Origin of the sequence: Pseudomonas alvandae (assembly GCF_019141525.1) — a bacterium.
GTDB classification, from domain to species: Bacteria; Pseudomonadota; Gammaproteobacteria; order Pseudomonadales; family Pseudomonadaceae; genus Aquipseudomonas; species Aquipseudomonas alvandae.
Genome location: NZ_CP077080.1, coordinates 1,733,410 through 1,754,990, shown reverse-complemented (window position 1 = coordinate 1,754,990; position 21,581 = coordinate 1,733,410). Strand labels below are relative to the sequence as shown.

Genomic DNA, 21,581 nt, shown 5'->3' with positions numbered 1-21,581 from the left:
CGCTCACGCCACCCGCGAAACACTGCTGTTAAACCGCCACCAGGCGCACGCTGGCGCCTTCACCGACGCCCAGGGCTTCGGCTGCTTCCATGTCCAGCGTCACAGGCTTGCCTGGCGCGTAGTCGAGGTCGAGCAGCACGGCGCGGTAGTCCTGCAATTGGGCGTTGGCCACCAGGTATTGGCGACCGGCGCCCTTGACGGCTTCGCCGATCTTGACCGGCACCACGCGGCTCTGGGCGATCGAGCGGATCCCCGAGACGCGGGCATGCAAGGTCGGGCCACCGTCAAAGATGTCGATGTAGTGATCGGTCTCGAAACCCTCGCGCATCAGGATGTCGAAGGTGATCTGTGCGCGTGGGTGGACCTGGCCCATGGCTTCCTGGGCGGCATCCGGCAACAGCGGCACGTAGATCGGGTAATGCGGCATCAATTCGGCGAGGAAGGTCCGGCTTTTCAGCCCGCACAGACGCTCGGCGGCGGCGTAGTTGAGGTCGAAGAAGTTGCGACCGATGGCGTCCCAGAACGGCGAGTCACCATTTTCATCGCTGTAGCCAACGATCTCTGTCACCACCGAATCGGCAAAGCGCTCCGGATGGCTGGCGACGAACAGCAGGCGCCCACGGGAATTGAGTTCGGCCCAAGGCGACCCGACCAGTTCCGGCACGACGTAGAAACTCGTCAACAGGCTGTTGCCGGTCAGGTCGTGGCACTGGGAGAGTACGTGGATCTTGTTATGGATCTTCAGCTCGCGGGACGCATGGACGAAGGTCTCGTTGCGAAAGCTGTAGAACGGCTCGGAGTATCCCGCCGACGCAACGATGGCCGAACAACCCACCAACTTGCCGGTGGCGGTGTCTTCGAGGACGAAAAAATAGCTCTCTTCGCCGTTGAAACTGACTTCGGCGGCGAACGAGGCTTCGCTTGCGGCGATCTTGTCGCTCAGGCGTTCCACGTCATCCGGCAAGGAAGTGACACCGATCGGGCTGTCCGCAGCCAGACGCTGTACCTCGCCCAGATCAGCCATTTGCGCGGGGCGCATCACCAGCATGGTGTCACTCCTTAACTTGAAATAAACGGTTCGACCATTGGGTCGATACACAGAAAAAAACTAAACGAACACCCAGGCATCTATCAAATCTGCGGCGGTCTTCGATTTCTCAGCCGCTGCAAGACTCCTGTGGGAGCGAGCTTGCTCGCGATAGCGGTGTATCAGTCACATTGATACTGGCTCATCCGCCGCCATCGCGAGCAAGCTCGCTCCCACAAGGGATTCGGTCCAGCCTCAGGCTTGGGTCAACTTCGCCGCAGCCCGTTCGAAGCGGTCCAGGCCGGCGTCGATGTCGGCGTCTTCCACCACCAGGCTCGGGGCGAAACGAATCACGTCCGGGCCGGCTTGCAGGATCATCAGGCCTTCCTGTTCGGCGGCATTGAAGATGTCCTTGGCCTTGCCCTTCCAGGCGTCGTTCAGCACGCAACCGATCAGCAGGCCCAGGCCACGCACCTGGGTAAACAGGCCGTACTTCACGCCGATCTGCTCCAGGCGGGTCTTGAACTTGTCGTGCTTGGCCTTGACGCCATTGAGCACCTCAGGCGTGTTGACCACGTCGATCACCGCCTCGGCCACCGCGCAGGCCAGCGGGTTGCCGCCGTAGGTGGTGCCATGGGTGCCGACGACGAGGTGCTTGGCCAGTGCTTCGGTGGTGAGCATCGCCGCGATCGGGAAACCACCGCCCAGGCTCTTGGCGCTGGTGAGGATGTCCGGGACCACGCCGTAATGCATGTAGGCGAACAAGTGGCCGCTGCGGCCCATGCCGGTCTGCACTTCGTCGAACACCAGCAGCGCGTTGTGCGCATCGCACAGTTCGCGGGCGCCTTGCAGGTAAGCCAATTCGGCCGGCAACACACCACCCTCGCCCTGGATCGGTTCCAGCACCACGGCGCAGGTCTTGTCCGAGACCGCCGCTTTCAAAGCGGCCAGGTCGTTGTAAGGAACGTGGGTGATGCCGGTGATTTTAGGACCGAAACCGTCGGAGTACTTCGACTGCCCGCCGACGTTGACGGTGAACAGCGTGCGACCGTGGAAGCTATTGAGCGCAGCGATGATTTCGTATTTTTCGCTGCCAAAACGATCGAACGCGACGCGACGGGCCAGCTTGAAAGCGGCCTCGTTGGCTTCGGCACCGGAGTTGCAGAAGAACGCACGCTCGGCGAAGGTCGCGTCGACCAGCTTATGGGCCAGGCGCAAGGCCGGCTCATTGGTGAAAACGTTCGATACGTGCCACAGCTTGTTGGCCTGTTCGGTCAAGGCTCCGACCAGAACCGGGTGGGCATGGCCCAGCACGTTGACTGCGATACCGCCAGCAAAATCGATCAGCTCGCGACCGGACTGGTCCCACACGCGGGAACCGGCACCACGCACAGGGATGAAGGCAGCAGGTGCATAGTTGGGAACCATCACCTGGTCGAAATCGGCGCGTTGTACCGCGGCTTGCTCAACGGACATCGGAGTCTCCTGAAGAGGAACACCCACCTGGAACTGGCGGGCTTGGTAAGGATTGTAAGGACAGTTTTCAGCCCGGCCTTGCCGCCAAGCGACAACTTCTTATAGCGCCAACCCACGTTTTTCGCGGGTTTACGGCAATGCGACAAATAGCGTCGCAAAGGCGCAGTTTAAACGTTGCCGGTGTATTTGAGGTGCCTGCATCCACATTTCCCTCGGCCATGCAAAACACACCTTGTGGCGAGGGGATTTATCCCCGCTGGGCTGCGAAGCGCCCCCTAAAGCCAGGCTGCTCGGTGTGCCAGATAGATTGGGTTGGCTGTCTTGGGGCTGCTTCGCAGCCCAGCGGGGATAAATCCCCTCGCCACAGGGTTACATGCACTACCCATATAAGGGGTTGCGCCAGCTTTAGCCGCGTTCGGACGGCACCGAGGACAATTCGAACGGGCTGCTGCTACGCCGCTGGTTACGGTCTTCCCGCGGCGTGGCACCAAAGAAGTTGCGATAGGCGCTGGAAAAATGAGGGCCGGAAGAGAAACCGCAGGACAGGCCGATCTGGATGATGGACTTGCTGGTCTGCATCAACATCTGCCGCGCCTTGTTCAGGCGCAGTTCCAGGTAATACTGGCTCGGCACACGATTGAGGTACTGCTTGAAGATCCGCTCCAGCTGCCGACGGGACACGCACACATGCTGGGCGATTTCGTCGGTGGTCAGCGGCTCCTCGATATTGGCCTCCATCAGCAGCACGGCCTGGGTGAGCTTCGGATGGCTGGACCCCAAGCGATTCTGCAACGGAATGCGCTGGCGCTCACCGCCCTCGCGAATGCGCTCGACCACCAGTTCTTCCGACACCGCGCCGGCCAATTCGGCACCGTGGTCACGGGCCAGAACCGCCAACAGCAAATCGAGCACCGACATTCCGCCGCAGGCACTCAGGCGATCGCGATCCCAGTCAAACAGATGACTGGTGGCGATGACTTTGGGGAAGCGCTCGGAGAAATCATCCTGCCAGCGCCAGTGCACGGCAGCCCGATAGCCATCGAGCAAACCCAACTGGGCCAGTGGATAGACGCCGGCGGACAAACCACCAATGACGCAACCGGCCCGCACCAATTGTTTAAGCGCACTGCTCAGCGGCGAAGCCAGCGCAGTCGGCGGCTCATCGGCCAGCAGGAACAGTTTCTGCAAACCTTCGAGCTTGCCCGCCCACGGTTCGCCCGGCAGTTGCCAGGCGCCCTCGGTCGGAGGCTCGGCTTGAAGAAACGACAGCTCGTAGACCACGTCCGGATGCACTCGCTGAGCGACACGCAAGGCCTCCTCGGCCAGCGCCAGCGTCAAGGCTTTAGTGCTGGGCCAAATCAGGAAACCTATTCGATGGGCAGTCATGGCGGGCGATCCGAAGCGAAAACAGTGTTAAAGCCAAAAGCGGCTGCAACCAAATTAGACCATCTGGCGCGCGGTGCGCAGCATGACCCAAATCAGGTGCGTAACGGGAGCGATTACTTGAGGCTGCCCGACAGGAATTGCTGCAGGCGCTCCGATTGCGGATTGACCAGCACTTCGCGCGGGTTGCCACTTTCTTCGACGATGCCTTTGTGCAAGAACACCAACTGGTTCGACACTTCACGGGCAAAGCCCATTTCGTGGGTCACCACCACCATGGTCCGGCCTTCCAGGGCCAGGGCCTGCATCACCTTGAGCACGTCGCCCACCAGCTCCGGGTCCAGCGCCGAGGTCGGCTCATCGAACAGCATTACCTCAGGTTCCATTGCCAGCGCACGGGCGATCGCCACGCGTTGCTGCTCGCCGCCGGACATGTGGCCTGGGTAGGCATCCTTGCGATGGGCCACGCCGACCTTGTTCAAGTAATGCTCGGCCTTCTCGCGGGCCTCGGCCTTGGGCACGCCCAGCACATGGACCGGCGCTTCGATGATGTTTTCCAGCGCAGTCATGTGGGACCACAGGTTGAAATGCTGGAACACCATCGACAACCGCGAACGCATGCGCTGCAGTTGCTTGGGGTCCGAAGCCTTCATCGCGCCGTCCTTGCCGGCAACCAGTTTCAACTCTTCGTTGTTGAGCAGGATCTTGCCAGCGTGGGGTTGCTCAAGCAGGTTGATGCAACGCAGGAAAGTACTCTTGCCGGAGCCACTGGAGCCGATGATGCTGATCACATCGCCAGCCGCGGCTTTCAGTGACACGCCCTTGAGCACTTCGTGACTGCCATAGCGTTTATGCAGGTCTTGGACTTCAAGCTTATACATGCGGTCGGTTCTCACAAAACGTCAGTCGTTGAGCAGTCGATCGGATCGACGCGTTATCAGTGCTTGCGCGGCGCCAGGTAACCCAGCCAGCGGCGCTCGGCCAGCTTGAACAGGCGCACCAGGATGAAGGTCAGGCACAGGTAGAACACACCGGCGGTGATATAGGCCTCGAACGGCAAGTAATACTGCGCGTTCACCGTGCGCGCGGCACCGGTAATGTCGATCAGGGTCACGATGGACGCGAGACTGGTGGTCTGCAACATCATGATCACTTCGTTACTGTACTGCGGCAGCGCCCGGCGCAGGGCCGACGGCAACAGGATCCGGCGATACAGCTTGTAGCGCGACATGCCCATGGCCTTGGCAGCTTCGATCTCGCCATTGGGCGTGGCCCGCAGGCTGCCGGCGATGATTTCAGCGGTGTAGGCGCTGGTGTTGATGGCGAACGCCAGGCAGGCGCAGAACGTTGCGCTGGACAGCCATGGCCAGAGGAAGCTCTCGCGCACGATGGCGAACTGCGCCAGCCCGTAGTAGATCAGGAACAGCTGCACCAGCATCGGCGTGCCGCGGATCACATAGGTGTAGAGCCAGGCCGTCATGTTGACGATCGGCTGCTTCGACACCCGCATCAGCCCCAGGGGCAGCGCCGCCAACAGGCCGAAGAACAGCGACAAAGCCAACAATTTGAGGGTGGTCAGCAAGCCACTGAAGTACAGCGGCAAGGCTTCGTAGATGACGTTGTAGTCGAAGATCATAGATCAGCCGCCCTTACGCCTACCGAGTAGCGCTTCTCAAGGTGACGCAACGCCAGCAACGAGACGCTGGTGATCACCAGGTACATCGCCGCCACTGCGAGGAAGAAGGTGAAAGGCTCGCGAGTGGCATCCGCCGCCTGCTTGGCCTTGAACATCATGTCTTGAAGGCCCACCACGGAAATCAACGCGGTGGCCTTGGTCAACACCAGCCAGTTGTTGGTGAAGCCCGGGATCGCCAGGCGAATCATCTGCGGCACCAGCACCCGGAAGAACACCTGGAAGCCGTTCATGCCGTACGCCATGCCCGCCTCGGCCTGCCCCTTGGGGATCGCCATGAAAGCACCGCGAAAGGTTTCCGACAGGTAGGCGCCGAAAATGAAGCCCAGGGTACCGATACCGGCCGCCAGCGGGTTCAGGTCGATGTAGTCGTCATAGCCAAGCATCGGCGCGACGCGGTTGAGCAGGTCCTGGCCGCCGTAGAAAATCAGCAGGATCAGCACCAGGTCGGGAATGCCGCGGATGACCGTTGAATACAGGTCGCCCAGCCACGCCAGCCAGCGCACCGGCGAGAGGCGCAGGGCAACACCGATCAGCCCCAGGACGATGGCCAGGGCCATGGACGACAAGGCGAGCTGAAGCGTCAACCATGCGCCATCGAGGATGACAGCCCCGTAGCCTTTCAACATGATTCAGGTCCTCGAAAATGGGATGAAAAAATGGCGCAAACCGCAGAGATCCTGTTGCTTGCGCCATTTCGCCGCAGTGGCGGGACGTGGTTACTTGCCGTAGATATCGAAGGCGAAGTACTTGTCCTGGATTTGCTTGTACTTGCCGTTCTCGCGAATGGCGGCAATGGCCGTGTTGATCTTGTCTTTCAGCGCATCGCCCTTGCGAACCGCGATACCGACGCCGTCGCCAAAGTACTTGACGTCAGTGAAGGCCGGGCCGACGAACGCAAAGCCCTTGCCGGCGTCGGTCTTGAGGAAACCGTCATCCAACAGCGTAGCGTCTGCCACGGTGCCGTCGAGGCGGCCGGCGGAGACGTCCAGGTAGATTTCGTTCTGCGAGCCGTACGGCTTGATCTCGGCGCCCAGCGGGGCCAGGACTTCGCGGGCGAATCGCTCATGGATCGAACCGCGCTGCACGCCAATGTTCTTGCCCTTGAGCTCGGCCAGGCTGTCGCTGACCTGGGTGCCGGCCTTCATCACCAGACGGGCCGGGGTGTTGTAGTACTTGTTGGTGAAGTCCACGGACTTCTTGCGATCTTCAGTGATCGACATGGACGACAGGATCGCGTCGATCTTGCGCACCTTCAGCGCCGGGATCAGGCCATCGAACTCTTGCTCGACCCACACGCACTTGACCTTCATCTCTTCGCACAGCGCGTTGCCGATGTCGTAGTCGAAACCGACGATACTGCCATCCGGAGCCTTGGAGGCAAACGGAGGGTAAGCCGCTTCGATACCGATCTTCAGGGGCTTCTCGTCAGCGAAGGTTGGCAGGGACAGCACGGACAGTGCCAGGGCGCCAAGCAGCACAAGTTTCTTCATCTTGGGACTCCATCGGTAAAGGGCAAAAACGGCAGAGTGAGCAACAGCCCAATATGCGAATGGGTGAAACGAACTTTGGTGCTGCGTCCGACAAGCGCGCATTTTAGTCAACGCAGGTCACGACGAGCGAGTGATCGGCATTCTAACGACAGGCCCGAAGTCGATATTTCTTCAATGCGACAACAAATTACAGAAGCACCGAGAAAGCTGTTCGAGCACATTGACAGTCTCGCAAATTCATGCAAGAGCAACAGAAAGGGAACCAATCATCGCTGCAAATAGCGGGCCCATTATTCGCAAACCCTTCTAATCCGGCAAGCACAGCGTGTCGGCTTGTTTTTCGAAACGCTTGAAAACGCCCTGCAACGGGGCCTCGCGTTTCACATCGCCCCGTTGTGGCGCCTTTGGTTACACATTTCGAAACACCGGTAACGTTCAGACGCTTCCTACATTGAACGCCGATATTTATTCACCCACCTGTCAGCCAAACGCCAGCCCCTGTGGCGAGGGAGCTTGCTCCCGCTGGGCTGCGAAGCAGCCCCAAAAGCCAGGCACCGGGGTCGTTCTACAACGAACCTGTGGCGAGGGGATTTATCCCCGCTGGGCTGCGAAGCGGCCCTAAAGCCAAGCAACTCGGTGTATCAGAAAGAATGAGTTGGGTGACTTGGGGCTGCTTCGCAGCCCAACGGGGATAAATCCCCTCGCCACAAAAGTGAGCGCCGCAGGCCTATATAAAAAAGCCCCGCCCGGCAAACGCCGGGCGGGGCTTTTCAGTGTTACACGCGACCGTCAGGCAACGTTCATGGTCTTGTGCGTCTCGATCAGGTGCGCCACCACACCCGGGTCGGCCAGGGTGGAGATATCACCCAACCCGTCGTATTCCGCGGTAGCGATCTTGCGCAGGATGCGGCGCATGATCTTGCCGGAGCGGGTTTTCGGCAGCCCCGGTGCCCACTGGATCACGTCCGGCGAAGCAATCGGACCGATCTCCTTGCGCACCCAGTTCTTCAATTCCAGGCGCAAGGCTTCGCTGGTTTCTTCGCCGGCATTGAGGGTGACGTAGACATAGATGCCCTGCCCCTTGATGTCGTGCGGCACGCCCACCACCGCCGCTTCGGCGACTTTCGGGTGGGCAACCATCGCGCTTTCGATCTCGGCCGTACCCATGCGGTGGCCGGACACGTTGAGCACATCGTCCACTCGACCGGTGATCCAGTAGTAGCCGTCCTCGTCGCGACGGGCACCGTCACCCGTGAAGTACATGCCACTGAAGGTCTTGAAGTAGGTGTCGACAAAACGGTCATGGTCGCCGTACAGCGTACGCGCCTGGCCCGGCCACGAGTCGAGGATCACCAGGTTGCCTTCGGCGGCGCCTTCGATCAGATTGCCGAGGTTGTCCACCAGCGCCGGCACTACACCGAAGAATGGGCGGGTTGCGGAACCCGGTTTCAACGCCGTGGCGCCTGGCAGAGGGCTGATCAACACGCCACCGGTCTCGGTCTGCCACCAGGTATCGACGATCGGGCAACGCTCCTTGCCGACATTCTTGTAGTACCAGTCCCAGGCTTCCGGGTTGATCGGCTCACCCACCGAACCCAGCAGGCGCAGGCTGCTACCGTCGGCGCCTTCGACAGCGGCAGTGCCCGAGGCCATCATCGCGCGGATCGCGGTCGGCGCGGTGTAGAGGATGCTGACCTTATGCTTGTCGACAACCTTGGCCACGCGGGTGATGTCCGGGTAGTTCGGCACGCCTTCGAACAGCAGCGTGGTCGCGCCATTGGCCAACGGGCCGTAGACGATGTAGCTGTGTCCGGTGACCCAACCCACGTCGGCGGTGCACCAGTAGACCTCGCCTGGCTTGTAGTCGAACACCCGCTCATGGGTCAGCGCCGCGTACAGCAAGTAGCCAGCCGTGGTGTGCTGCACGCCCTTGGGTTTGCCGGTGGAGCCGGAGGTGTAGAGGATGAACAGCGCTTCCTCGGCGCCCATTTCCTTCGGTGCGCAAACGGTGCCGGCCACCTTCATCAGGTCTTCGTACCAGATGTCGCGATGCTGGTTCCACTTGATGTTGCCCGCCGTGCGCTTGCACACGATGACTTTCTGGATGCTGCTGGTTTCCGGGTTGGTCAGCGCATCATCGACGTTGGCCTTGAGCGGGATCTTCTTGCCGGCGCGAATGCCTTCGTCAGCAGTGATCACCACTTTGGATTTGCAGTCGATGATCCGACCGGCCAAGGCTTCAGGGGAGAAACCACCGAACACCACCGAGTGAATCGCACCGATGCGGGTACAGGCCAGCATCGCGACCACGGCCTCGGGGATCATCGGCATGTAGATGGTCACCACGTCGCCGCGGTGTACGTCCTGGCCGCGCAGGGCGTTGGCGAACTTGCAGACTTCTTCATGCAGCTCGCGATAGGTGATGTTGCGACTCTCGGATGGGTCATCGCCTTCCCAGATGATCGCAATTTGATCACCTCGCTCGGCCAGATGACGGTCGAGGCAGTTGTAGGAAACGTTCAAGGTGCCGTCGGCAAACCACTTGATGTCGACATGGTGATCGTCGAAAGAAGTCTGCTTCACCGTGGTGAAAGGCTTGATCCAATCGAGGCGCTTGGCCTGCTCGCGCCAGAAGCCATCGGGGTTGACGACCGACTGCTGGTACATGGCCTTGTAGGTCGCCTCGTCAGTCAGCGTGTTGGCCGCAACCTCGGGACGAACGGGATACACAGAAGCCGCACTCATCTTTCTTACCTCGGTGACAATAGTTGTTTTTGTATGGTTCCGTTGTAGCTTGGGGCGGGCCTATAGAACCATTCGACGATGGTAGTAACAAGTCCCTACAAAATGTCGGTACTAACCCGCAAAGCCACCTGAAGATATCTTCATGTGGGAGCGAGCCTGCTCGCGAAGGCGGCGGTAAATCCCACATAGATATAGCAGGCAGCCCCTAGCCCCTACGCCGATTATTACCAGATCAACCAACAGTGTTTATCAAAACCGAGTCTGTTTACCCCCACCCCCTCCTTCTAAAATCCCCCTCGCCAACCGGCAAACACGATTGACGCAACACAGCCCCCACGAAGGCCGTTGATCCAACTTCCAACACTTGCTCCACACGCAACCCCAAAAAGGTTGCGTGACCCCACTCGACCTCAAAAAAGGTGAAATACAGATGAAAGCTTTATGGGTTCTGGTCCTCGGCAGCCTGTGCGCCACCGCGATGGCGGACGAGGCCCCGACCGATGTTGCACAGCAAAAACCGGCAATCGAGGAGTACACCTACTCCACCCACCTGGACATCGCCAAAGTTATCTACATGAGCGACATCCCGAATGTCTGCGAAGTGGTCCCGGCGAAAATGGAATACGACGACTCCAAGGGCCAACGCCACATCCTGCGCTACAGCGTCATGGGCAACGGTTGCTCCAACGGCTGATCAACCTAATCGAACCAGGACCAACCCTCATGAAAAGCAAACTGATCCTCACCCTGACCCTGTCCGTACTGGCTGCCAGCACCTTCGCCGCCGACGGCTTCGATCGCACCGGTTCCGCCGCCGCCATCAAGCGCCAGGACCTGACGGACTCCGCCACGATCGCCACCGACGATCACGACCGCACACGCACCGCGACTGTCGCCACCGATGACCGCGACCATGCCGATTCGGCGCGTACCGACTGATCATTACTGGCAACTTCCATGGCCCGATTTCGGTCGGGCCAGGTTGTGTCTGGAACCGCCGAAAACCCTTCACAAACACAACATGTAGTGCAAAACCGCAAAAGACGCTGGTTTTTTGATCAAAAAAAACCGCGATCCGCACCCTGCAAAAAAAATCTTCAACGGCCAAAGCCTTGTAAACCCTCGCTCCCACGCGGATATACCCCCCACCGCCCCTTCTGTGAGCTATTTCGCCGCACCACGTAGGCAAAAAAGTCCTTATAATGCCGCCTTAAACGGGCCTGCAATATTCCCTTACAGGGGATCACGCCAGCCTGGAGCCCACGCAGGGGCCCATCGCCTCCCCGCGTTCACCGCTGCTCCGGAATGACCCGTACATTTTTCTGTTTATTGCCTGCGTCAGCTGCTGCAACAAACGATTTTTCAAGATCCACCGCGGCCAGTAGGCCTTCATTGGGCATCTGGCCCTCACGCAGGAGACGACACGTCATGCTGAGCTGGGACGAATTCGACAAAGAAGACAGTGGCGAAGTCGCTGTAAAAGGCGCCAACGCCGGCCACGCTTCTGAAGCCAACATGGACCGCCTCGACAGCGCCGGCGGTGCCGCCGCCCTCGAAGCCCGGGCCGTGACGGCCAGCGACTCGGCCGCGATCATTCGCGCCAAGGCCGCCCTCGACAAACTCGACGTCGCCGAAGGCCTCGCCGAACTCGAAGGCGCCTCCGCCCGTGTCGCCGTCGATGAAAAGCGCATGATCAACTGCCGCGCCGACCTCAACCAGCTCGTGCCATTCAAATACGACTGGGCCTGGCAGAAGTACCTGGACGGCTGCGCAAACCACTGGATGCCGCAAGAAGTCAACATGACCGCCGACATCGCCCTCTGGAAAAACCCGGAAGGCCTGACCGACGACGAACGCCGCATCGTGATGCGCAACCTGGGCTTCTTCTCCACCGCCGACTCCCTGGTTGCCAACAACCTGGTCCTGGCCGTGTACCGCCTGATCACCAACCCGGAATGCCGCCAGTACATCCTGCGCCAGGCCTTCGAAGAGGCGATCCACACCCACGCCTACCAGTACTGCATCGAATCGCTGGCCATGGATGAAGGCGAAATCTTCAACATGTACCACGAGATCCCATCGGTCGCGAAAAAAGCCGCCTGGGGCCTGAAATACACCCGTTCGATCTCCGATCCGAAGTTCGAAACCGGCACCCCGGAAACCGATAAAGAGTTGCTGCGCAACCTGATCGCCTACTACTGCGTCCTGGAAGGCATCTTCTTCTACTGCGGCTTCACCCAGATCCTCTCCATGGGCCGCCGCAACAAAATGACCGGCGTCGCCGAGCAGTTCCAATACATCCTGCGCGACGAATCCATGCACCTGAACTTCGGCATCGACGTGATCAACCAGATCAAAATCGAAAACCCACACCTGTGGGATGCCGAGATGAAGGAAGAAGCGACCCAGATGATCCTGCAAGGGACCCAACTGGAAATCGAATACGCCCGCGACACCATGCCTCGCGGTGTATTGGGGATGAACGCGGCGATGATGGAGGACTACCTCAAGTTCATCGCCAACCGTCGCTTGTCGCAGATTGGCTTGAAAGAAGAGTATCCGGGGACGACGAATCCGTTCCCTTGGATGAGCGAGATCATGGACTTGAAGAAAGAGAAGAACTTCTTTGAGACTCGGGTGATTGAGTATCAGACGGGTGGGGCTTTGAGCTGGGATTGATTCGACAGAAAAATCCTAGGCTGTACGCGTAACTAAAAACCCCGTGACAACGGGGTTTTTTGTATTCTACGGAACCAAAACCGCGTTTAACTGCGGGACAGGCACGTCACCTCTGCCCTACGAAAAACTCAGAATCTTTCCGCATTGACGCCGTATCGCCTCGTTACCTATCTTAGTCACAGGTGCCTAAGAAACGCCCAACGTAGTAGCTAATCGCCGAACATGGAATCGCGCACTGTCCGAGGACACTTGCAATTCTGTGTGGGGAAAATAGCTAGTTGGGATTTTTCTCACATCCTCTACGTCGGGCTCGCGCCGCTAACCTTCGAACGTAGAGGTGGTTATGCCCACAAGAACGCAGCTCTGCTCTCCGTATGTCTCGGAGAACCTTCATGCCTGACGCTTACACTCCGGCGGTTTTTACCCGTCATAACGTTAATCTTCATGCCCTTCTGCTTGAAAACCAAGCTTGGTTCAGCGCCTCCGATTTGGGGCGTTTGATGAGCAAGCACCTCGATGAACGCATGACCCGCAAGCTTGACCCTGACCAGCGCCGGATGATGCTCGTGCATGTCCACGGCTTGACCGAAGAGCGTCTGATGCTGAGCGAGTCAGGCCTCTATGCGCTGCTGGTTTATCACTACTGCCCTGAGTATCGATTGCTGCGTGAGTGGATCACGCATCAGGTGGTACCAACCCTGCGGGATGAACGCTATTCGCATAAGGTGGAACGGCCTAAATTGAGCGTGTTGGATTGGCCGAAGATGTCGCTCTGCATGCTGCACTGGCAGGATGAGCCATGGATTCGTTTGCGGGATATGCCGGCGGTGCTGGTGGATGATCCGTTTGGGCAGCATGAGTCATGGTGGCGGAAAGCTTCTCGGATTTTGCGAGGGTCTTGAGATTCAATCAGAGGCCGTCGTCCGTGTTCGAGCGACGTTTTTTGTTGGTCATATGGAATGAGGGCTGCTGCGCAGCCCAGCGGGAGCAAGCTCCCTCGCCACGGGTGTAGGCTCTGAGAACTTCAGCGTCTGTTGATAGAAAAGAATTTATGGAGATATGTAATGACGAAAAAAATAAGAAGTGAGGCCTTCGAGTCGATTCACAGCTCGGCCGAAGCGTTGCTGAAAGTAGGCGCTATCGACGAGGCCACCATGCGAGAGTTCGACGAGGCCTGCATGGCTGAGGTATCTGCTGAACTCTCAGATCAAGAAGATTCGCCTGAACTCAGAGCTAGCCCTCAAACCCCTTGATGACGTCCTCCGGAGTGCGGTCGAAATCCGCCAGCATCCGAATATTCCCCTTCAATCGACCAGGCTTGCGCGCCTGCGGTGTAGCGACATGAGGCAGCAGTTCCAGATAAGGCTTGCCGGCCTTGGTGATCACCACCCTGTCGCCCTGCCATGCACGCGCACCCAGTTGTAAGAGCTGGGACTTTGCTTCGCGCAAGGTTACTTCCACCTGTTCACTCATGCACCGTCTCCACGGATTCAACTGACCCAAGCTTGAGCGCTCGATAGGTTCAAGCTGGCGCTCCAAGTCTCTGCTCTGAACATTTCTCCACCTACCCGGCCGCGCCCTTGTCGCCATCCTTGGCCTTCGTACCGAGCTGTGCTGCGGTTTTGCGTTTAGGATTAGCACCGCGAATGGGCATTTGGGGAGTCGTTTTTTGCGGCTTGGGCGGCGGCGTGTAAAGGGTCGTGGCAGACTTCGTCAGCCCCAGGCGCAGCCCGAACTTTCTCAAGATGGCTTCGATGGTGCTAAGGGTTGGATTGCCCTTGTCCTTCTCGATCTGGTACAGGGCCTTGGTCGACATGTTGCACATGAGAGCAAAGGTTTCCTGATCCAGGCCGGTCACCTCAAGCCGTAGACGGCGAATAGCGGTTCCCAGGGTTTCGATCCCCGTCACATGTTGCATGACGATGTCGTCAATGAGCTCCCTGCGCCGTTCGTTGATGTTCTCTTTCATCGCAGCCCCCATTCAGCCAGGCGCTTATCCAAATTGTTCAGCGGAATAGACTGAGCGCGCCTCACTTCCTCTGGAAGATCAACCAGCAGATCCGGTAAAGCCCTGAATATCTCGGCGGCTCCAAGCAGACGCTCGAAAAGCACGTCAGGGCTGACCAAGTCCTGGAAGTCACTGCAGACCGCTTTCCAGTCTGGACTTCCCATACGCTCAGCCTTCCATTTGGTTACCCGAGTGACACCTTCCGGATCGAGTACCATTGGTGCAAGGTCATAGATCGGCGCCAGTTCGAATTTGTCCCGATATCTGAAGATGGCCGTGTTGCGCCCATGGTTGTCCGAATTTCCCAGGATACGGTTCAGCAGGTCACGGCGAAGGTATTCAAATACCAGTTCCTCAAGCTCACCTTCCTGCCCATTCGTGCGCCACAGGTGAATCAGGCGACTGAGTACATCCTCATGATTCATTCTCGAACCAGGCTCGGTGTTCTCACACACTGAATAAATCGACTCGACCGGAATCCTCTCCACCATGCCGTTGGCGACTCGCCGATCAAAGCGCGGCATCCACAGGCTTGGCTTATCGGCTTCCTCAAGCACCAGTCCATCTGTAGATATCGTCTTCAAACCGAGTCGGGAGATCGCTTTGTAATAGTGGTACTCGGCCCGCAGGATGTTCTTGTCGCGCTCAGTCGCTTGGTTGCGAGCAAACTTCACCAACCAATGACGACGCGCAAGTTCGTCAGAAAGCATCGCATCGGCATAAAGCGCGCCATCCCCATCCTCAACCATAATCAGCTTTGGAGCTTCCCCCTGAGCGCCCGTAGCACCGCCCAGCGCAGCGCCAGATTCATAGGCGTATTCGAGGAAGTCATTTGTTCTGTCTACGATTTCTTTGCGTGCAAAGGCCTCTTTGCGAGTCTGGTCGATCTGCTCGAAAGACTCCTTCACCCTCAAGTGCCCAATGGGAGAAGGTGTGCAGCGACTCAGGAGGAAAAAACTCATGTCCATGCCGTCTGGCTTTTCCTCACCAAATCTCTTCTGCAACGATTTCCGAGCAGCTCCGGCCGGTATGATGTCGTAGACGAATGGGGGATAGCCTTTACCATCGACAGCATTCCAGCTCAGCGGAAGATTTACGCTGAGGGCGTGTTCAAATGCGGTATCTAGCTTATGAATGAAGTGAACCAAGTAATCTTGGTCGTAGGATACGCTGCATCGCGACTCCTCAACCTTCTGAGCGTTCGACACGCTGAAGACCACAGCGTCGCGCCAATGGCCTTCAACGTAAGTCTGGATGGTGAGTTGTTCGGACATTTTTAAATCAACCGGAACTATGATGCCGGTTAGTCTCGCCAAAAGCCTCTCTACCAGCAATATAATTCCGATTAAAGGCGGAACGCGGCAGATAATCGGCATTCTAATACCGACTAATTGGACCTGGAGCTGCAGAACGAGGGCTGCTCCGCAGCCCAGCGGGAGCAAGCTCCCTCGCCACGGGTCGATGTCAGGGCGCAGGCGGGCGGCGGGCTTGATGGCCAGGTTGGTTCTGGGAATCGCGAGCAAGCTCACTCCCACGGGGTTTGTGATGCGTTGAAACTTTGGGTGCAGCCCGCCGCGTCCTTCGGTATTAATACACTTCCTCTCATGGACCCGAGCCCCGATGAAATTCGACACCGCCTATTGCCTCAGCCTCGATGCCAAGCTCTCGATCTATGACGTTCGGGATCTGAATTTCGACGAGACCATGGCCTTCGATTCGGCCAAGGAGCGCTTTCAGTGCCCCAACGATGCTTGTCGGGCGGCGTTTGATGAGGGGAATCGGCTGACGACATTCAATGCCAAGAACGTCAATTACATCCGCACGCCGCATTTCAAGAATCAGCCGACGACCCAGCATATCGAAGGCTGCCCTTATGTCAGTCCAAAAACGCCAGGGCTTGATGCGCAAAACGTTGAGGCAGATGACGACCGCGAGGAACATTTTCCGTCGGAGTTGTTACTGACTCGGCGTCAGTACGTGCGCAAGCCGTCCGATCCGTCGAAGGACGTTGAGGCAGCGACTCGGCCTACGTCGCCCACCCTATCGTCCCATGGTGATAACGCTCATTCCGCCCAGGACTCGACACCGGACAAGACCAGCGTCTTCGCCCACCCAGTGGAGTGTTTCGTCTCGAACTTCGCGGACAAGGATCTGCTCAAGCGCATGCCGCTGAAGATTGCCGAGCACACGGCGCCCTATGGATCGTTCTTCAAGAAGATCGAGTATTTGCAGGACAACAGGGGCTTGATTTACTGGGGCAAGATCAAGGAAATCAAGGATTACACGCTGAGCTTTCGCATCGATTTCGAAGCAAAGGTCTGGTTCAAGCAGCCGGACGAGGCGAAGAAAAAACCTTACTCGGTCAACGTTTACCTGAGCAAAAAGCTGATCGATAACTACCGCAAGCGCAAAGCGTTCCTGGCTGAGATCAAGCACGCCATCGACAGTGATGCGCCGTTGTATTGCTTCTTTTATGGCGTGACGCCGGAGTTCAAACAAGTACCGAGCAAGAAGAACCCCGAAGAAACGTTCGGGGTGTTCAGTGCCAATATCGAGAACCTGGATCACTTTATTATTCGGGAGGCGCCGGGGCTAACCGATAACTGATTTCGCCTTGGCTAGCCGTAGCGCTACGCCTCCTTCATTGCGCTTCTTGGGCAAGTTGCCGCTCGAACGACCGCATCTCTCGTTTCACTTCGATGTGCCGCTCACGTGCTGCCTGGGCGGCAGGCTCATCCAAGCCACCATAACGCCGCAACCAATGGACGATCATTTCTTCGTCCGGGTAGTAATAGTCCTTATGTCCCTTACTGCTTCTCGGGGTGTCATTCATATTGCCGTCGAAGCGACCTGCAGAGAACTCATCAGAGGGTAACGTGCCCCATTCGGCAGCGCAGTCCTCAAAAATCCAGGAAATCTCGTTGAGGTGCTTTTGCGCACCACGATGGCCACGTTTATAAAAGATGTAATCACGACAACTTTCCTGGAAGCGCTCCATCATCGCTTCATCATCGACCCAGCGAAGAAGATCATGCTGCCCCGCGTGACGCATCAGGCCATTGATCCATCGTTCGGAAAACCGGTGAACAAAACCTTCAATTTCCGCTTTTTTAGCACCGGCGAAAATCATGCAATAACGGGTTCGCACGTGGATGACGAACAACACGTGTTTGCGCTGCACAGTGATTACATGAACCAGCCATTGCTCGTCGAGCTCACCCAGCTCATCGTCCTCGATAACAGGGGATGGCGGTTTCTCTATCGGGGTGACTTTCTTACCTTTGCTCACGCGGCTGAAAAAATTACTGGCCGCTTCGGTGCAGTTGAAGATCAGCATTTAAACTCTCGGAAAATATGAGAGACGCTAGGCGTCGTCGGCCCATTCAATCTCGAACGGTTGGCGAACAGCGTCGGAAACTCTTTCACGAAGCTCCTCATTCAGAATCGTCAATTCCTGATCGCTCAACAGGTCGTACGCAATCAGCAATCTCAACGATAAGGAAATGTCTCGACGTCGACCTACGTTGAACGCCATCGCCAAGCTCTTGTCACGATCTCGCATGAGCCGGTAGAGCGTGCGATATCGAGCGTGAGCGGATAGAGCTTCGTTCTGAGCCACTGTCTGGGCATCCGAAAGAACGCCTTGGCAGAAGCGTTCCAACGCCAGCTCGCTGAGCTCGTTGTAACGCTTCCAATCACTGTCGGATATCGACATGCCACTCTCCTTCAACAAGACATGGAGCAACGCTGCACGGAGATTTTATCTTATCGATATGCCCAGCATCACAACGACCAACAATCCAATATAGACCCAGGCGTGAAGCCTATCCGGTATCCGTCCGATCCATGGCGTTGCCAGACGGATACCCAGCAGCGCGCCAAGTGTCAGCACAGCGAAGGCCATCAAGTCGACGTACCCAACAAACCAAGCCCCCAAATCAAACTCGGTAAACCCAGCCATGAGCATGTAAGTCAACGTCCCGGCCACCGCAACCGGCAAACTCAACGGGTTGGCCATGGACGTCGCGCGGGACATGTTCAGCCCGCAACGGCGCAGCAAGGGCACCGTCATGACGCTGCCACCCACGCCCAGAAAAGTGGCAATGACACCGATGCTGATCCCGCCTGCCGAGACCTCTGTGCTGCTCAATCTCCGTGGGACTGCAGCGTCAGACTGTGTCAGAAAACCGCGTCGGAACAAGCAGTCCAGAATGGTCACGCCCAGGTAAACGATAAAGGCATAGCGAATGACTTCGCTGTTCGACCACATCGCGACAACGGCTCCGATGATAGCGCCCAGGCCAATGAAGCCGCCCAACGGCCATACATAATGACAAATAAGATTACCGGCGCGGTGATGCTTCACGGTGGCGATCAGCGCGTTGACGATCATCACGCAGGTCGAGGTGGCCACGGCAATGTGCATCGCCGATTGGCCGATTGGGTCGTCGGTACCGTGGCTGGCGGTGAGCATGCGGTATAGCAAGGGCACCACGACGAAGCCGCCGCCGAAGCCGAACAACACAGCCGTCACGCCACTCAGGCAGCCAAAACAGGCAAGTAATACGTAGAACATCGAGGCGAATCCGTGAAATGGGGAGACGCCTACGATAAACACGCCACGCTTGGCTCGCCGTAGCAAATAGGCCAACAATATTCGCGTTTACGCCATTCGCGAGTACCCCGTCGATGCGCAACAGCTCGATCGATTTACAGGATGCGACCCCCAGGGCCGTCGTCGCCATCGGCACCGACTACGCCCACGGCCAAATGTTGCCGTTGCATCGGCATCGCCGCGCGCAGTTACTCTATGGCGCCACCGGGGTGATGCAGGTCAGCACGGCGGATGGCAACTGGGTGGTGCCACCGCAACGGGCAGTGTGGATTCCGCCGGGGGTCGATCATGAAGTATTGATGCTGGGCGTGAGTACGCGCAGTCTCTACATCGAACCGGCCACGGTAACGGCCATGGATTCGCGCTGCCAAGTCATCAGCGTGTCGCCCTTGATGCGTCAGTTGTTGATGGAAGCCGTCGAGCTTGCGCCGGAATACGACGAGGCGGGACGGGACGGTGCGCTGATAGGCCTGCTATTGCATGAACTGCTGCGCAGCGCCCATCTGCCGCTGCACCTTCCCATGCCACGGGATCCTCAACTGCTCGAACTATGCCAGGCGTTCCTGACACACCCTGACGCCCATGCCTCGCCTGTGAAATGGGCGGCGCAGTTACACATCAGCTTACGCACGTTCAATCGGCTGTTCAGTCGGCACACTGGCCTGAGTTTCAGTCAATGGCGTCAACAGGCGTGCGTGATGGCGGCGCTGCCTCGCCTGGCTGACGGGGACTCGGTGATGCGCATCGCCCTGGACTTGGGCTATGACAGCCCAGCGGCATTTTCCACCATGTTTCGCCGCACGCTCGGCCATGCACCGAGCACCTGGTTGGAGATGACCGCTGGTCGTTGATCAAAAAAATGAGATTGAAGCGGCCTCAAAACAACTGTACAAAAACACAGTACTTATAATCCGCCGCTTTGGAGCTGCTCATGGCCTCTCTCGCAATCAAAACCACCCTGGAACGCATCGCTGTCTATCAATTCACCCCCGCCCACAGTGCGCAGGCCCGCGCCATGTTGGGCTGGAGTGTCGAGGAGCTGTCCCGGCAGTCCGGCGTGTCGGTCAAGGCTATCCGGCGCTTCGAAGCCGGTGGCGACTTGCTCGACGTGACCCGCCTGGCCCTGGCGTTTCGCCTGGAAGCCGAGGGCCTGGTGTTCTTCCCCGGCTTCGCACCGGGGCGCGGCATGAACATCAAGGGCGCGACGCCAGACCCGATGGGGCGGCCCGATTACGCGATGATCGAGTAAAACCTACCGCGCAGGTTCTAGGCGATCCCAGCTTGGTCTTGATACGTCGAGGATTCCACGTCCAGCCACCAGGCGCGGCCAGATTGTGGTTGCGTCAGTGTGAAAGCTTCGCCCATTTGGGGCGTGGTGATGCAGACGTTGCGTTCCCAGGCCAGGGCCAGGATGCGATCGAAGGGTTCATACCAGGCATGCATCGCCAGGTCGAACGTGCCGTTGTGGATTGGCAACAGCCAACGGCCCTTGAGATCGATATGGGCCCGCAAGGTTTGCTCCGGCTGCATGTGGACATGAGGCCAATCGACGTTATAGGCGCCGGTTTCCATCAGCGTCAGATCGAACGGGCCGTATCGTTCGCCGATGCGCTTGAAACCGTCAAAGTAACCGGTATCGCCGCTGAAGAAGATTCGTGTGGCGCCGTCGATCATGACCCACGAGGCCCACAGGGTACTGTTGCTGTCGAACAGGCCGCGTCCGGAAAAATGCTGGGAGGGCGTGGCTATGAATTCGATGCCGTCAACCTCGGTGCCCTGCCACCAGTCCAACTGGCGCACCTTGCTGGCGTCGACACCCCATTTGATCAGGGTGTCGCCTACGCCCAGGGGCGCCAGGAAGTGGCGGGTCTTGGTCGCCAGCTTGAGAATGGCCTGATGGTCGAGGTGGTCGTAATGATCATGGGAGAGGATCACCGCTTCGATGGGCGGCAATTCTTCCAGGCTGATGGGCGGTTGGTGAAAACGCTTGGGGCCGGCCCATTGCACAGGTGAGGCGCGCTCGGAGAAAACGGGGTCTGTGAGCCAGAATTTATCCCGCAGCTTGAGCAGCACGGTGGAATGGCCCAGGCGGAAGACGCTGTGGTTCGGCGCGGCCAGCAACGCGGCACGTGTCAACGGTCGAACGTCGATGGCACCCGCAGGACGGGTGGAGTGCGGCTTGTGGAAGATCATGTTCCAGATGATGCGCAGGGTGGTGCCAAAGCCTTCGCGCGGTGTGAAGGCATGATTGCGATACTTGCCCTGTTCATGTCGCGATGCAGGGTTATCCGGAGAAGAAATGGTCATGATGCGATAACTCCAAGGGCGTCAGCGCTGTTGCGCTTCGCCGTTGTGGACGCTGGATGGCCGCTACGTACACGCTCAGCCGCTTGATTCATAAAACTACACCACTCGGTGTAGTTTCTACATTGCATGAATCCTCCAGCCAAGTAAACTGCCGA

Annotated in this window: 23 protein-coding genes; 8 read left to right on the top strand and 15 right to left on the bottom strand. The window is 58.3% G+C overall.

Going from position 1 to position 21,581, the window contains the following annotated elements; all coding sequences use genetic code 11:
• Positions 1 to 28 precede the first annotated feature (28 nt).
• The 8 genes from aruF to acs form a co-directional block, all read right to left on the bottom strand.
• Positions 29 to 1,048 (bottom strand): arginine/ornithine succinyltransferase subunit alpha, encoded by a 1,020-nt coding sequence (gene aruF / locus KSS97_RS07700; RefSeq protein ID WP_030142456.1) that lies wholly within the window; start codon positions 1,046 to 1,048, stop codon positions 29 to 31.
• Between the two features lie 234 nt (positions 1,049 to 1,282).
• Positions 1,283 to 2,503, bottom strand: coding sequence for an aspartate aminotransferase family protein (locus KSS97_RS07695; protein ID WP_217861411.1), 1,221 nt, complete (start codon positions 2,501 to 2,503; stop codon positions 1,283 to 1,285).
• Positions 2,504 to 2,908: 405 nt separating this feature from the next.
• Positions 2,909 to 3,889 carry a GlxA family transcriptional regulator gene (locus tag KSS97_RS07690; RefSeq protein WP_217861410.1) on the bottom strand — a complete coding sequence of 327 codons (981 nt, stop codon included), beginning with the start codon at positions 3,887 to 3,889 and terminating at the stop codon, positions 2,909 to 2,911.
• A gap of 113 nt (positions 3,890 to 4,002) precedes the next feature.
• Positions 4,003 to 4,767, bottom strand: coding sequence for an ABC transporter ATP-binding protein (locus KSS97_RS07685; RefSeq protein ID WP_030142459.1), 765 nt, complete (start codon positions 4,765 to 4,767; stop codon positions 4,003 to 4,005).
• Positions 4,768 to 4,823: 56 nt separating this feature from the next.
• Positions 4,824 to 5,522 (bottom strand): ABC transporter permease, encoded by a 699-nt coding sequence (locus KSS97_RS07680; protein ID WP_030142460.1) that lies wholly within the window; start codon positions 5,520 to 5,522, stop codon positions 4,824 to 4,826.
• Positions 5,519 to 6,208, bottom strand: coding sequence for an ABC transporter permease (locus KSS97_RS07675; RefSeq protein ID WP_003178836.1), 690 nt, complete (start codon positions 6,206 to 6,208; stop codon positions 5,519 to 5,521). Before KSS97_RS07675 ends, KSS97_RS07680 begins: the two co-directional genes overlap by 4 nt.
• A 90-nt stretch (positions 6,209 to 6,298) precedes the next feature.
• The gene (locus KSS97_RS07670; protein WP_217861409.1) at positions 6,299 to 7,072 is read right to left on the bottom strand and encodes an ABC transporter substrate-binding protein; all 774 of its coding nucleotides are present in this window, start codon (positions 7,070 to 7,072) and stop codon (positions 6,299 to 6,301) included.
• A 789-nt stretch (positions 7,073 to 7,861) separates the two neighbouring features.
• Positions 7,862 to 9,817 carry an acetate--CoA ligase gene (gene acs / locus KSS97_RS07665; protein ID WP_030142462.1) on the bottom strand — a complete coding sequence of 652 codons (1,956 nt, stop codon included), beginning with the start codon at positions 9,815 to 9,817 and terminating at the stop codon, positions 7,862 to 7,864.
• Positions 9,818 to 10,247: 430 nt separating this feature from the next.
• On the opposite strand from acs, the gene KSS97_RS07660 reads away from it, so the two are divergent.
• The 5 genes from KSS97_RS07660 (at position 10,248) to KSS97_RS07640 (ending at position 13,749) form a co-directional block, all read left to right on the top strand.
• Positions 10,248 to 10,511, top strand: coding sequence for a DUF2790 domain-containing protein (locus tag KSS97_RS07660; RefSeq protein ID WP_030142463.1), 264 nt, complete (start codon positions 10,248 to 10,250; stop codon positions 10,509 to 10,511).
• A gap of 29 nt (positions 10,512 to 10,540) precedes the next feature.
• Positions 10,541 to 10,756, top strand: a complete 216-nt coding sequence (locus KSS97_RS07655; protein ID WP_217861408.1) for a hypothetical protein — start codon at positions 10,541 to 10,543, stop codon at positions 10,754 to 10,756.
• A 489-nt stretch (positions 10,757 to 11,245) separates the two neighbouring features.
• Positions 11,246 to 12,496 (top strand): ribonucleotide-diphosphate reductase subunit beta, encoded by a 1,251-nt coding sequence (locus KSS97_RS07650; protein ID WP_053124419.1) that lies wholly within the window; start codon positions 11,246 to 11,248, stop codon positions 12,494 to 12,496.
• 392 nt (positions 12,497 to 12,888) lie between these two features.
• On the top strand, positions 12,889 to 13,398 hold the full coding sequence (locus tag KSS97_RS07645) for a BRO-N domain-containing protein (RefSeq protein WP_217861407.1): 510 nt from the start codon (positions 12,889 to 12,891) through the stop codon (positions 13,396 to 13,398).
• Positions 13,399 to 13,560: 162 nt separating this feature from the next.
• Positions 13,561 to 13,749 carry a DNA-binding protein gene (locus KSS97_RS07640; RefSeq protein ID WP_217861406.1) on the top strand — a complete coding sequence of 63 codons (189 nt, stop codon included), beginning with the start codon at positions 13,561 to 13,563 and terminating at the stop codon, positions 13,747 to 13,749.
• Here the strand turns inward: KSS97_RS07640 and KSS97_RS07635 are convergent.
• The 3 genes from KSS97_RS07635 to KSS97_RS07625 form a co-directional block, all read right to left on the bottom strand.
• Positions 13,730 to 13,969, bottom strand: coding sequence for a type II toxin-antitoxin system Phd/YefM family antitoxin (locus tag KSS97_RS07635; RefSeq protein ID WP_198797917.1), 240 nt, complete (start codon positions 13,967 to 13,969; stop codon positions 13,730 to 13,732). The two genes, KSS97_RS07640 and KSS97_RS07635, sit on opposite strands and share 20 nt — an antisense overlap.
• Positions 13,970 to 14,060: 91 nt before the next feature.
• Positions 14,061 to 14,465, bottom strand: a complete 405-nt coding sequence (locus KSS97_RS07630; protein WP_225936094.1) for a helix-turn-helix domain-containing protein — start codon at positions 14,463 to 14,465, stop codon at positions 14,061 to 14,063.
• Positions 14,462 to 15,778, bottom strand: coding sequence for a type II toxin-antitoxin system HipA family toxin (locus tag KSS97_RS07625; RefSeq protein WP_217861969.1), 1,317 nt, complete (start codon positions 15,776 to 15,778; stop codon positions 14,462 to 14,464). The genes KSS97_RS07630 and KSS97_RS07625 overlap by 4 nt, the downstream gene beginning before the upstream one ends.
• A gap of 346 nt (positions 15,779 to 16,124) precedes the next feature.
• Between KSS97_RS07625 and KSS97_RS07620 the strand changes: the two genes are divergently transcribed.
• Positions 16,125 to 17,111 carry a hypothetical protein gene (locus tag KSS97_RS07620; protein WP_217861405.1) on the top strand — a complete coding sequence of 329 codons (987 nt, stop codon included), beginning with the start codon at positions 16,125 to 16,127 and terminating at the stop codon, positions 17,109 to 17,111.
• Between the two features lie 34 nt (positions 17,112 to 17,145).
• Here the strand turns inward: KSS97_RS07620 and KSS97_RS07615 are convergent, their stop codons facing one another.
• The 3 genes from KSS97_RS07615 to KSS97_RS07605 are packed head-to-tail and all read right to left on the bottom strand — an operon-like array spanning position 17,146 to position 19,080.
• The gene (locus KSS97_RS07615; RefSeq protein WP_198797921.1) at positions 17,146 to 17,841 is read right to left on the bottom strand and encodes a DUF6933 domain-containing protein; all 696 of its coding nucleotides are present in this window, start codon (positions 17,839 to 17,841) and stop codon (positions 17,146 to 17,148) included.
• Between the two features lie 27 nt (positions 17,842 to 17,868).
• On the bottom strand, positions 17,869 to 18,219 hold the full coding sequence (locus KSS97_RS07610) for a hypothetical protein (RefSeq protein ID WP_217861404.1): 351 nt from the start codon (positions 18,217 to 18,219) through the stop codon (positions 17,869 to 17,871).
• Between the two features lie 45 nt (positions 18,220 to 18,264).
• The gene (locus KSS97_RS07605; RefSeq protein ID WP_198797922.1) at positions 18,265 to 19,080 is read right to left on the bottom strand and encodes a sulfite exporter TauE/SafE family protein; all 816 of its coding nucleotides are present in this window, start codon (positions 19,078 to 19,080) and stop codon (positions 18,265 to 18,267) included.
• A 113-nt stretch (positions 19,081 to 19,193) separates the two neighbouring features.
• Here KSS97_RS07605 and KSS97_RS07600 point away from each other — a divergent pair, with 113 nt between their 5' ends.
• Positions 19,194 to 19,970 (top strand): AraC family transcriptional regulator, encoded by a 777-nt coding sequence (locus KSS97_RS07600; protein WP_217861403.1) that lies wholly within the window; start codon positions 19,194 to 19,196, stop codon positions 19,968 to 19,970.
• An 80-nt stretch (positions 19,971 to 20,050) separates the two neighbouring features.
• Positions 20,051 to 20,368 carry a helix-turn-helix domain-containing protein gene (locus KSS97_RS07595; RefSeq protein ID WP_198797924.1) on the top strand — a complete coding sequence of 106 codons (318 nt, stop codon included), beginning with the start codon at positions 20,051 to 20,053 and terminating at the stop codon, positions 20,366 to 20,368.
• 17 nt (positions 20,369 to 20,385) lie between these two features.
• Here the strand turns inward: KSS97_RS07595 and KSS97_RS07590 are convergent, their stop codons facing one another.
• Positions 20,386 to 21,426 carry an MBL fold metallo-hydrolase gene (locus KSS97_RS07590; protein WP_030142476.1) on the bottom strand — a complete coding sequence of 347 codons (1,041 nt, stop codon included), beginning with the start codon at positions 21,424 to 21,426 and terminating at the stop codon, positions 20,386 to 20,388.
• Between the last annotated feature and the right edge of the window lie 155 nt (positions 21,427 to 21,581).

Coding starts and splice junctions, on each gene's coding strand:
- KSS97_RS07615 (WP_198797921.1), bottom strand. CDS start 17,841: ATGCTGATCTTCAACTGCACCGAAGCGGCCAGTAATTTTTTCAGCCGC.
- KSS97_RS07680 (WP_030142460.1), bottom strand. CDS start 5,522: ATGATCTTCGACTACAACGTCATCTACGAAGCCTTGCCGCTGTACTTC.
- KSS97_RS07685 (WP_030142459.1), bottom strand. CDS start 4,767: ATGTATAAGCTTGAAGTCCAAGACCTGCATAAACGCTATGGCAGTCAC.
- KSS97_RS07640 (WP_217861406.1), top strand. CDS start 13,561: ATGACGAAAAAAATAAGAAGTGAGGCCTTCGAGTCGATTCACAGCTCG.
- KSS97_RS07690 (WP_217861410.1), bottom strand. CDS start 3,889: ATGACTGCCCATCGAATAGGTTTCCTGATTTGGCCCAGCACTAAAGCC.
- KSS97_RS07620 (WP_217861405.1), top strand. CDS start 16,125: ATGAAATTCGACACCGCCTATTGCCTCAGCCTCGATGCCAAGCTCTCG.
- KSS97_RS07660 (WP_030142463.1), top strand. CDS start 10,248: ATGAAAGCTTTATGGGTTCTGGTCCTCGGCAGCCTGTGCGCCACCGCG.
- KSS97_RS07630 (WP_225936094.1), bottom strand. CDS start 14,465: ATGAAAGAGAACATCAACGAACGGCGCAGGGAGCTCATTGACGACATC.
- KSS97_RS07595 (WP_198797924.1), top strand. CDS start 20,051: ATGGCCTCTCTCGCAATCAAAACCACCCTGGAACGCATCGCTGTCTAT.
- acs (WP_030142462.1), bottom strand. CDS start 9,817: ATGAGTGCGGCTTCTGTGTATCCCGTTCGTCCCGAGGTTGCGGCCAAC.
- KSS97_RS07610 (WP_217861404.1), bottom strand. CDS start 18,219: ATGTCGATATCCGACAGTGATTGGAAGCGTTACAACGAGCTCAGCGAG.
- KSS97_RS07600 (WP_217861403.1), top strand. CDS start 19,194: ATGCGCAACAGCTCGATCGATTTACAGGATGCGACCCCCAGGGCCGTC.
- KSS97_RS07645 (WP_217861407.1), top strand. CDS start 12,889: ATGCCTGACGCTTACACTCCGGCGGTTTTTACCCGTCATAACGTTAAT.
- KSS97_RS07635 (WP_198797917.1), bottom strand. CDS start 13,969: ATGAGTGAACAGGTGGAAGTAACCTTGCGCGAAGCAAAGTCCCAGCTC.
- KSS97_RS07605 (WP_198797922.1), bottom strand. CDS start 19,080: ATGTTCTACGTATTACTTGCCTGTTTTGGCTGCCTGAGTGGCGTGACG.
- KSS97_RS07675 (WP_003178836.1), bottom strand. CDS start 6,208: ATGTTGAAAGGCTACGGGGCTGTCATCCTCGATGGCGCATGGTTGACG.
- KSS97_RS07590 (WP_030142476.1), bottom strand. CDS start 21,426: ATGACCATTTCTTCTCCGGATAACCCTGCATCGCGACATGAACAGGGC.
- aruF (WP_030142456.1), bottom strand. CDS start 1,048: ATGCTGGTGATGCGCCCCGCGCAAATGGCTGATCTGGGCGAGGTACAG.
- KSS97_RS07670 (WP_217861409.1), bottom strand. CDS start 7,072: ATGAAGAAACTTGTGCTGCTTGGCGCCCTGGCACTGTCCGTGCTGTCC.
- KSS97_RS07625 (WP_217861969.1), bottom strand. CDS start 15,778: ATGTCCGAACAACTCACCATCCAGACTTACGTTGAAGGCCATTGGCGC.
- KSS97_RS07655 (WP_217861408.1), top strand. CDS start 10,541: ATGAAAAGCAAACTGATCCTCACCCTGACCCTGTCCGTACTGGCTGCC.
- KSS97_RS07695 (WP_217861411.1), bottom strand. CDS start 2,503: ATGTCCGTTGAGCAAGCCGCGGTACAACGCGCCGATTTCGACCAGGTG.
- KSS97_RS07650 (WP_053124419.1), top strand. CDS start 11,246: ATGCTGAGCTGGGACGAATTCGACAAAGAAGACAGTGGCGAAGTCGCT.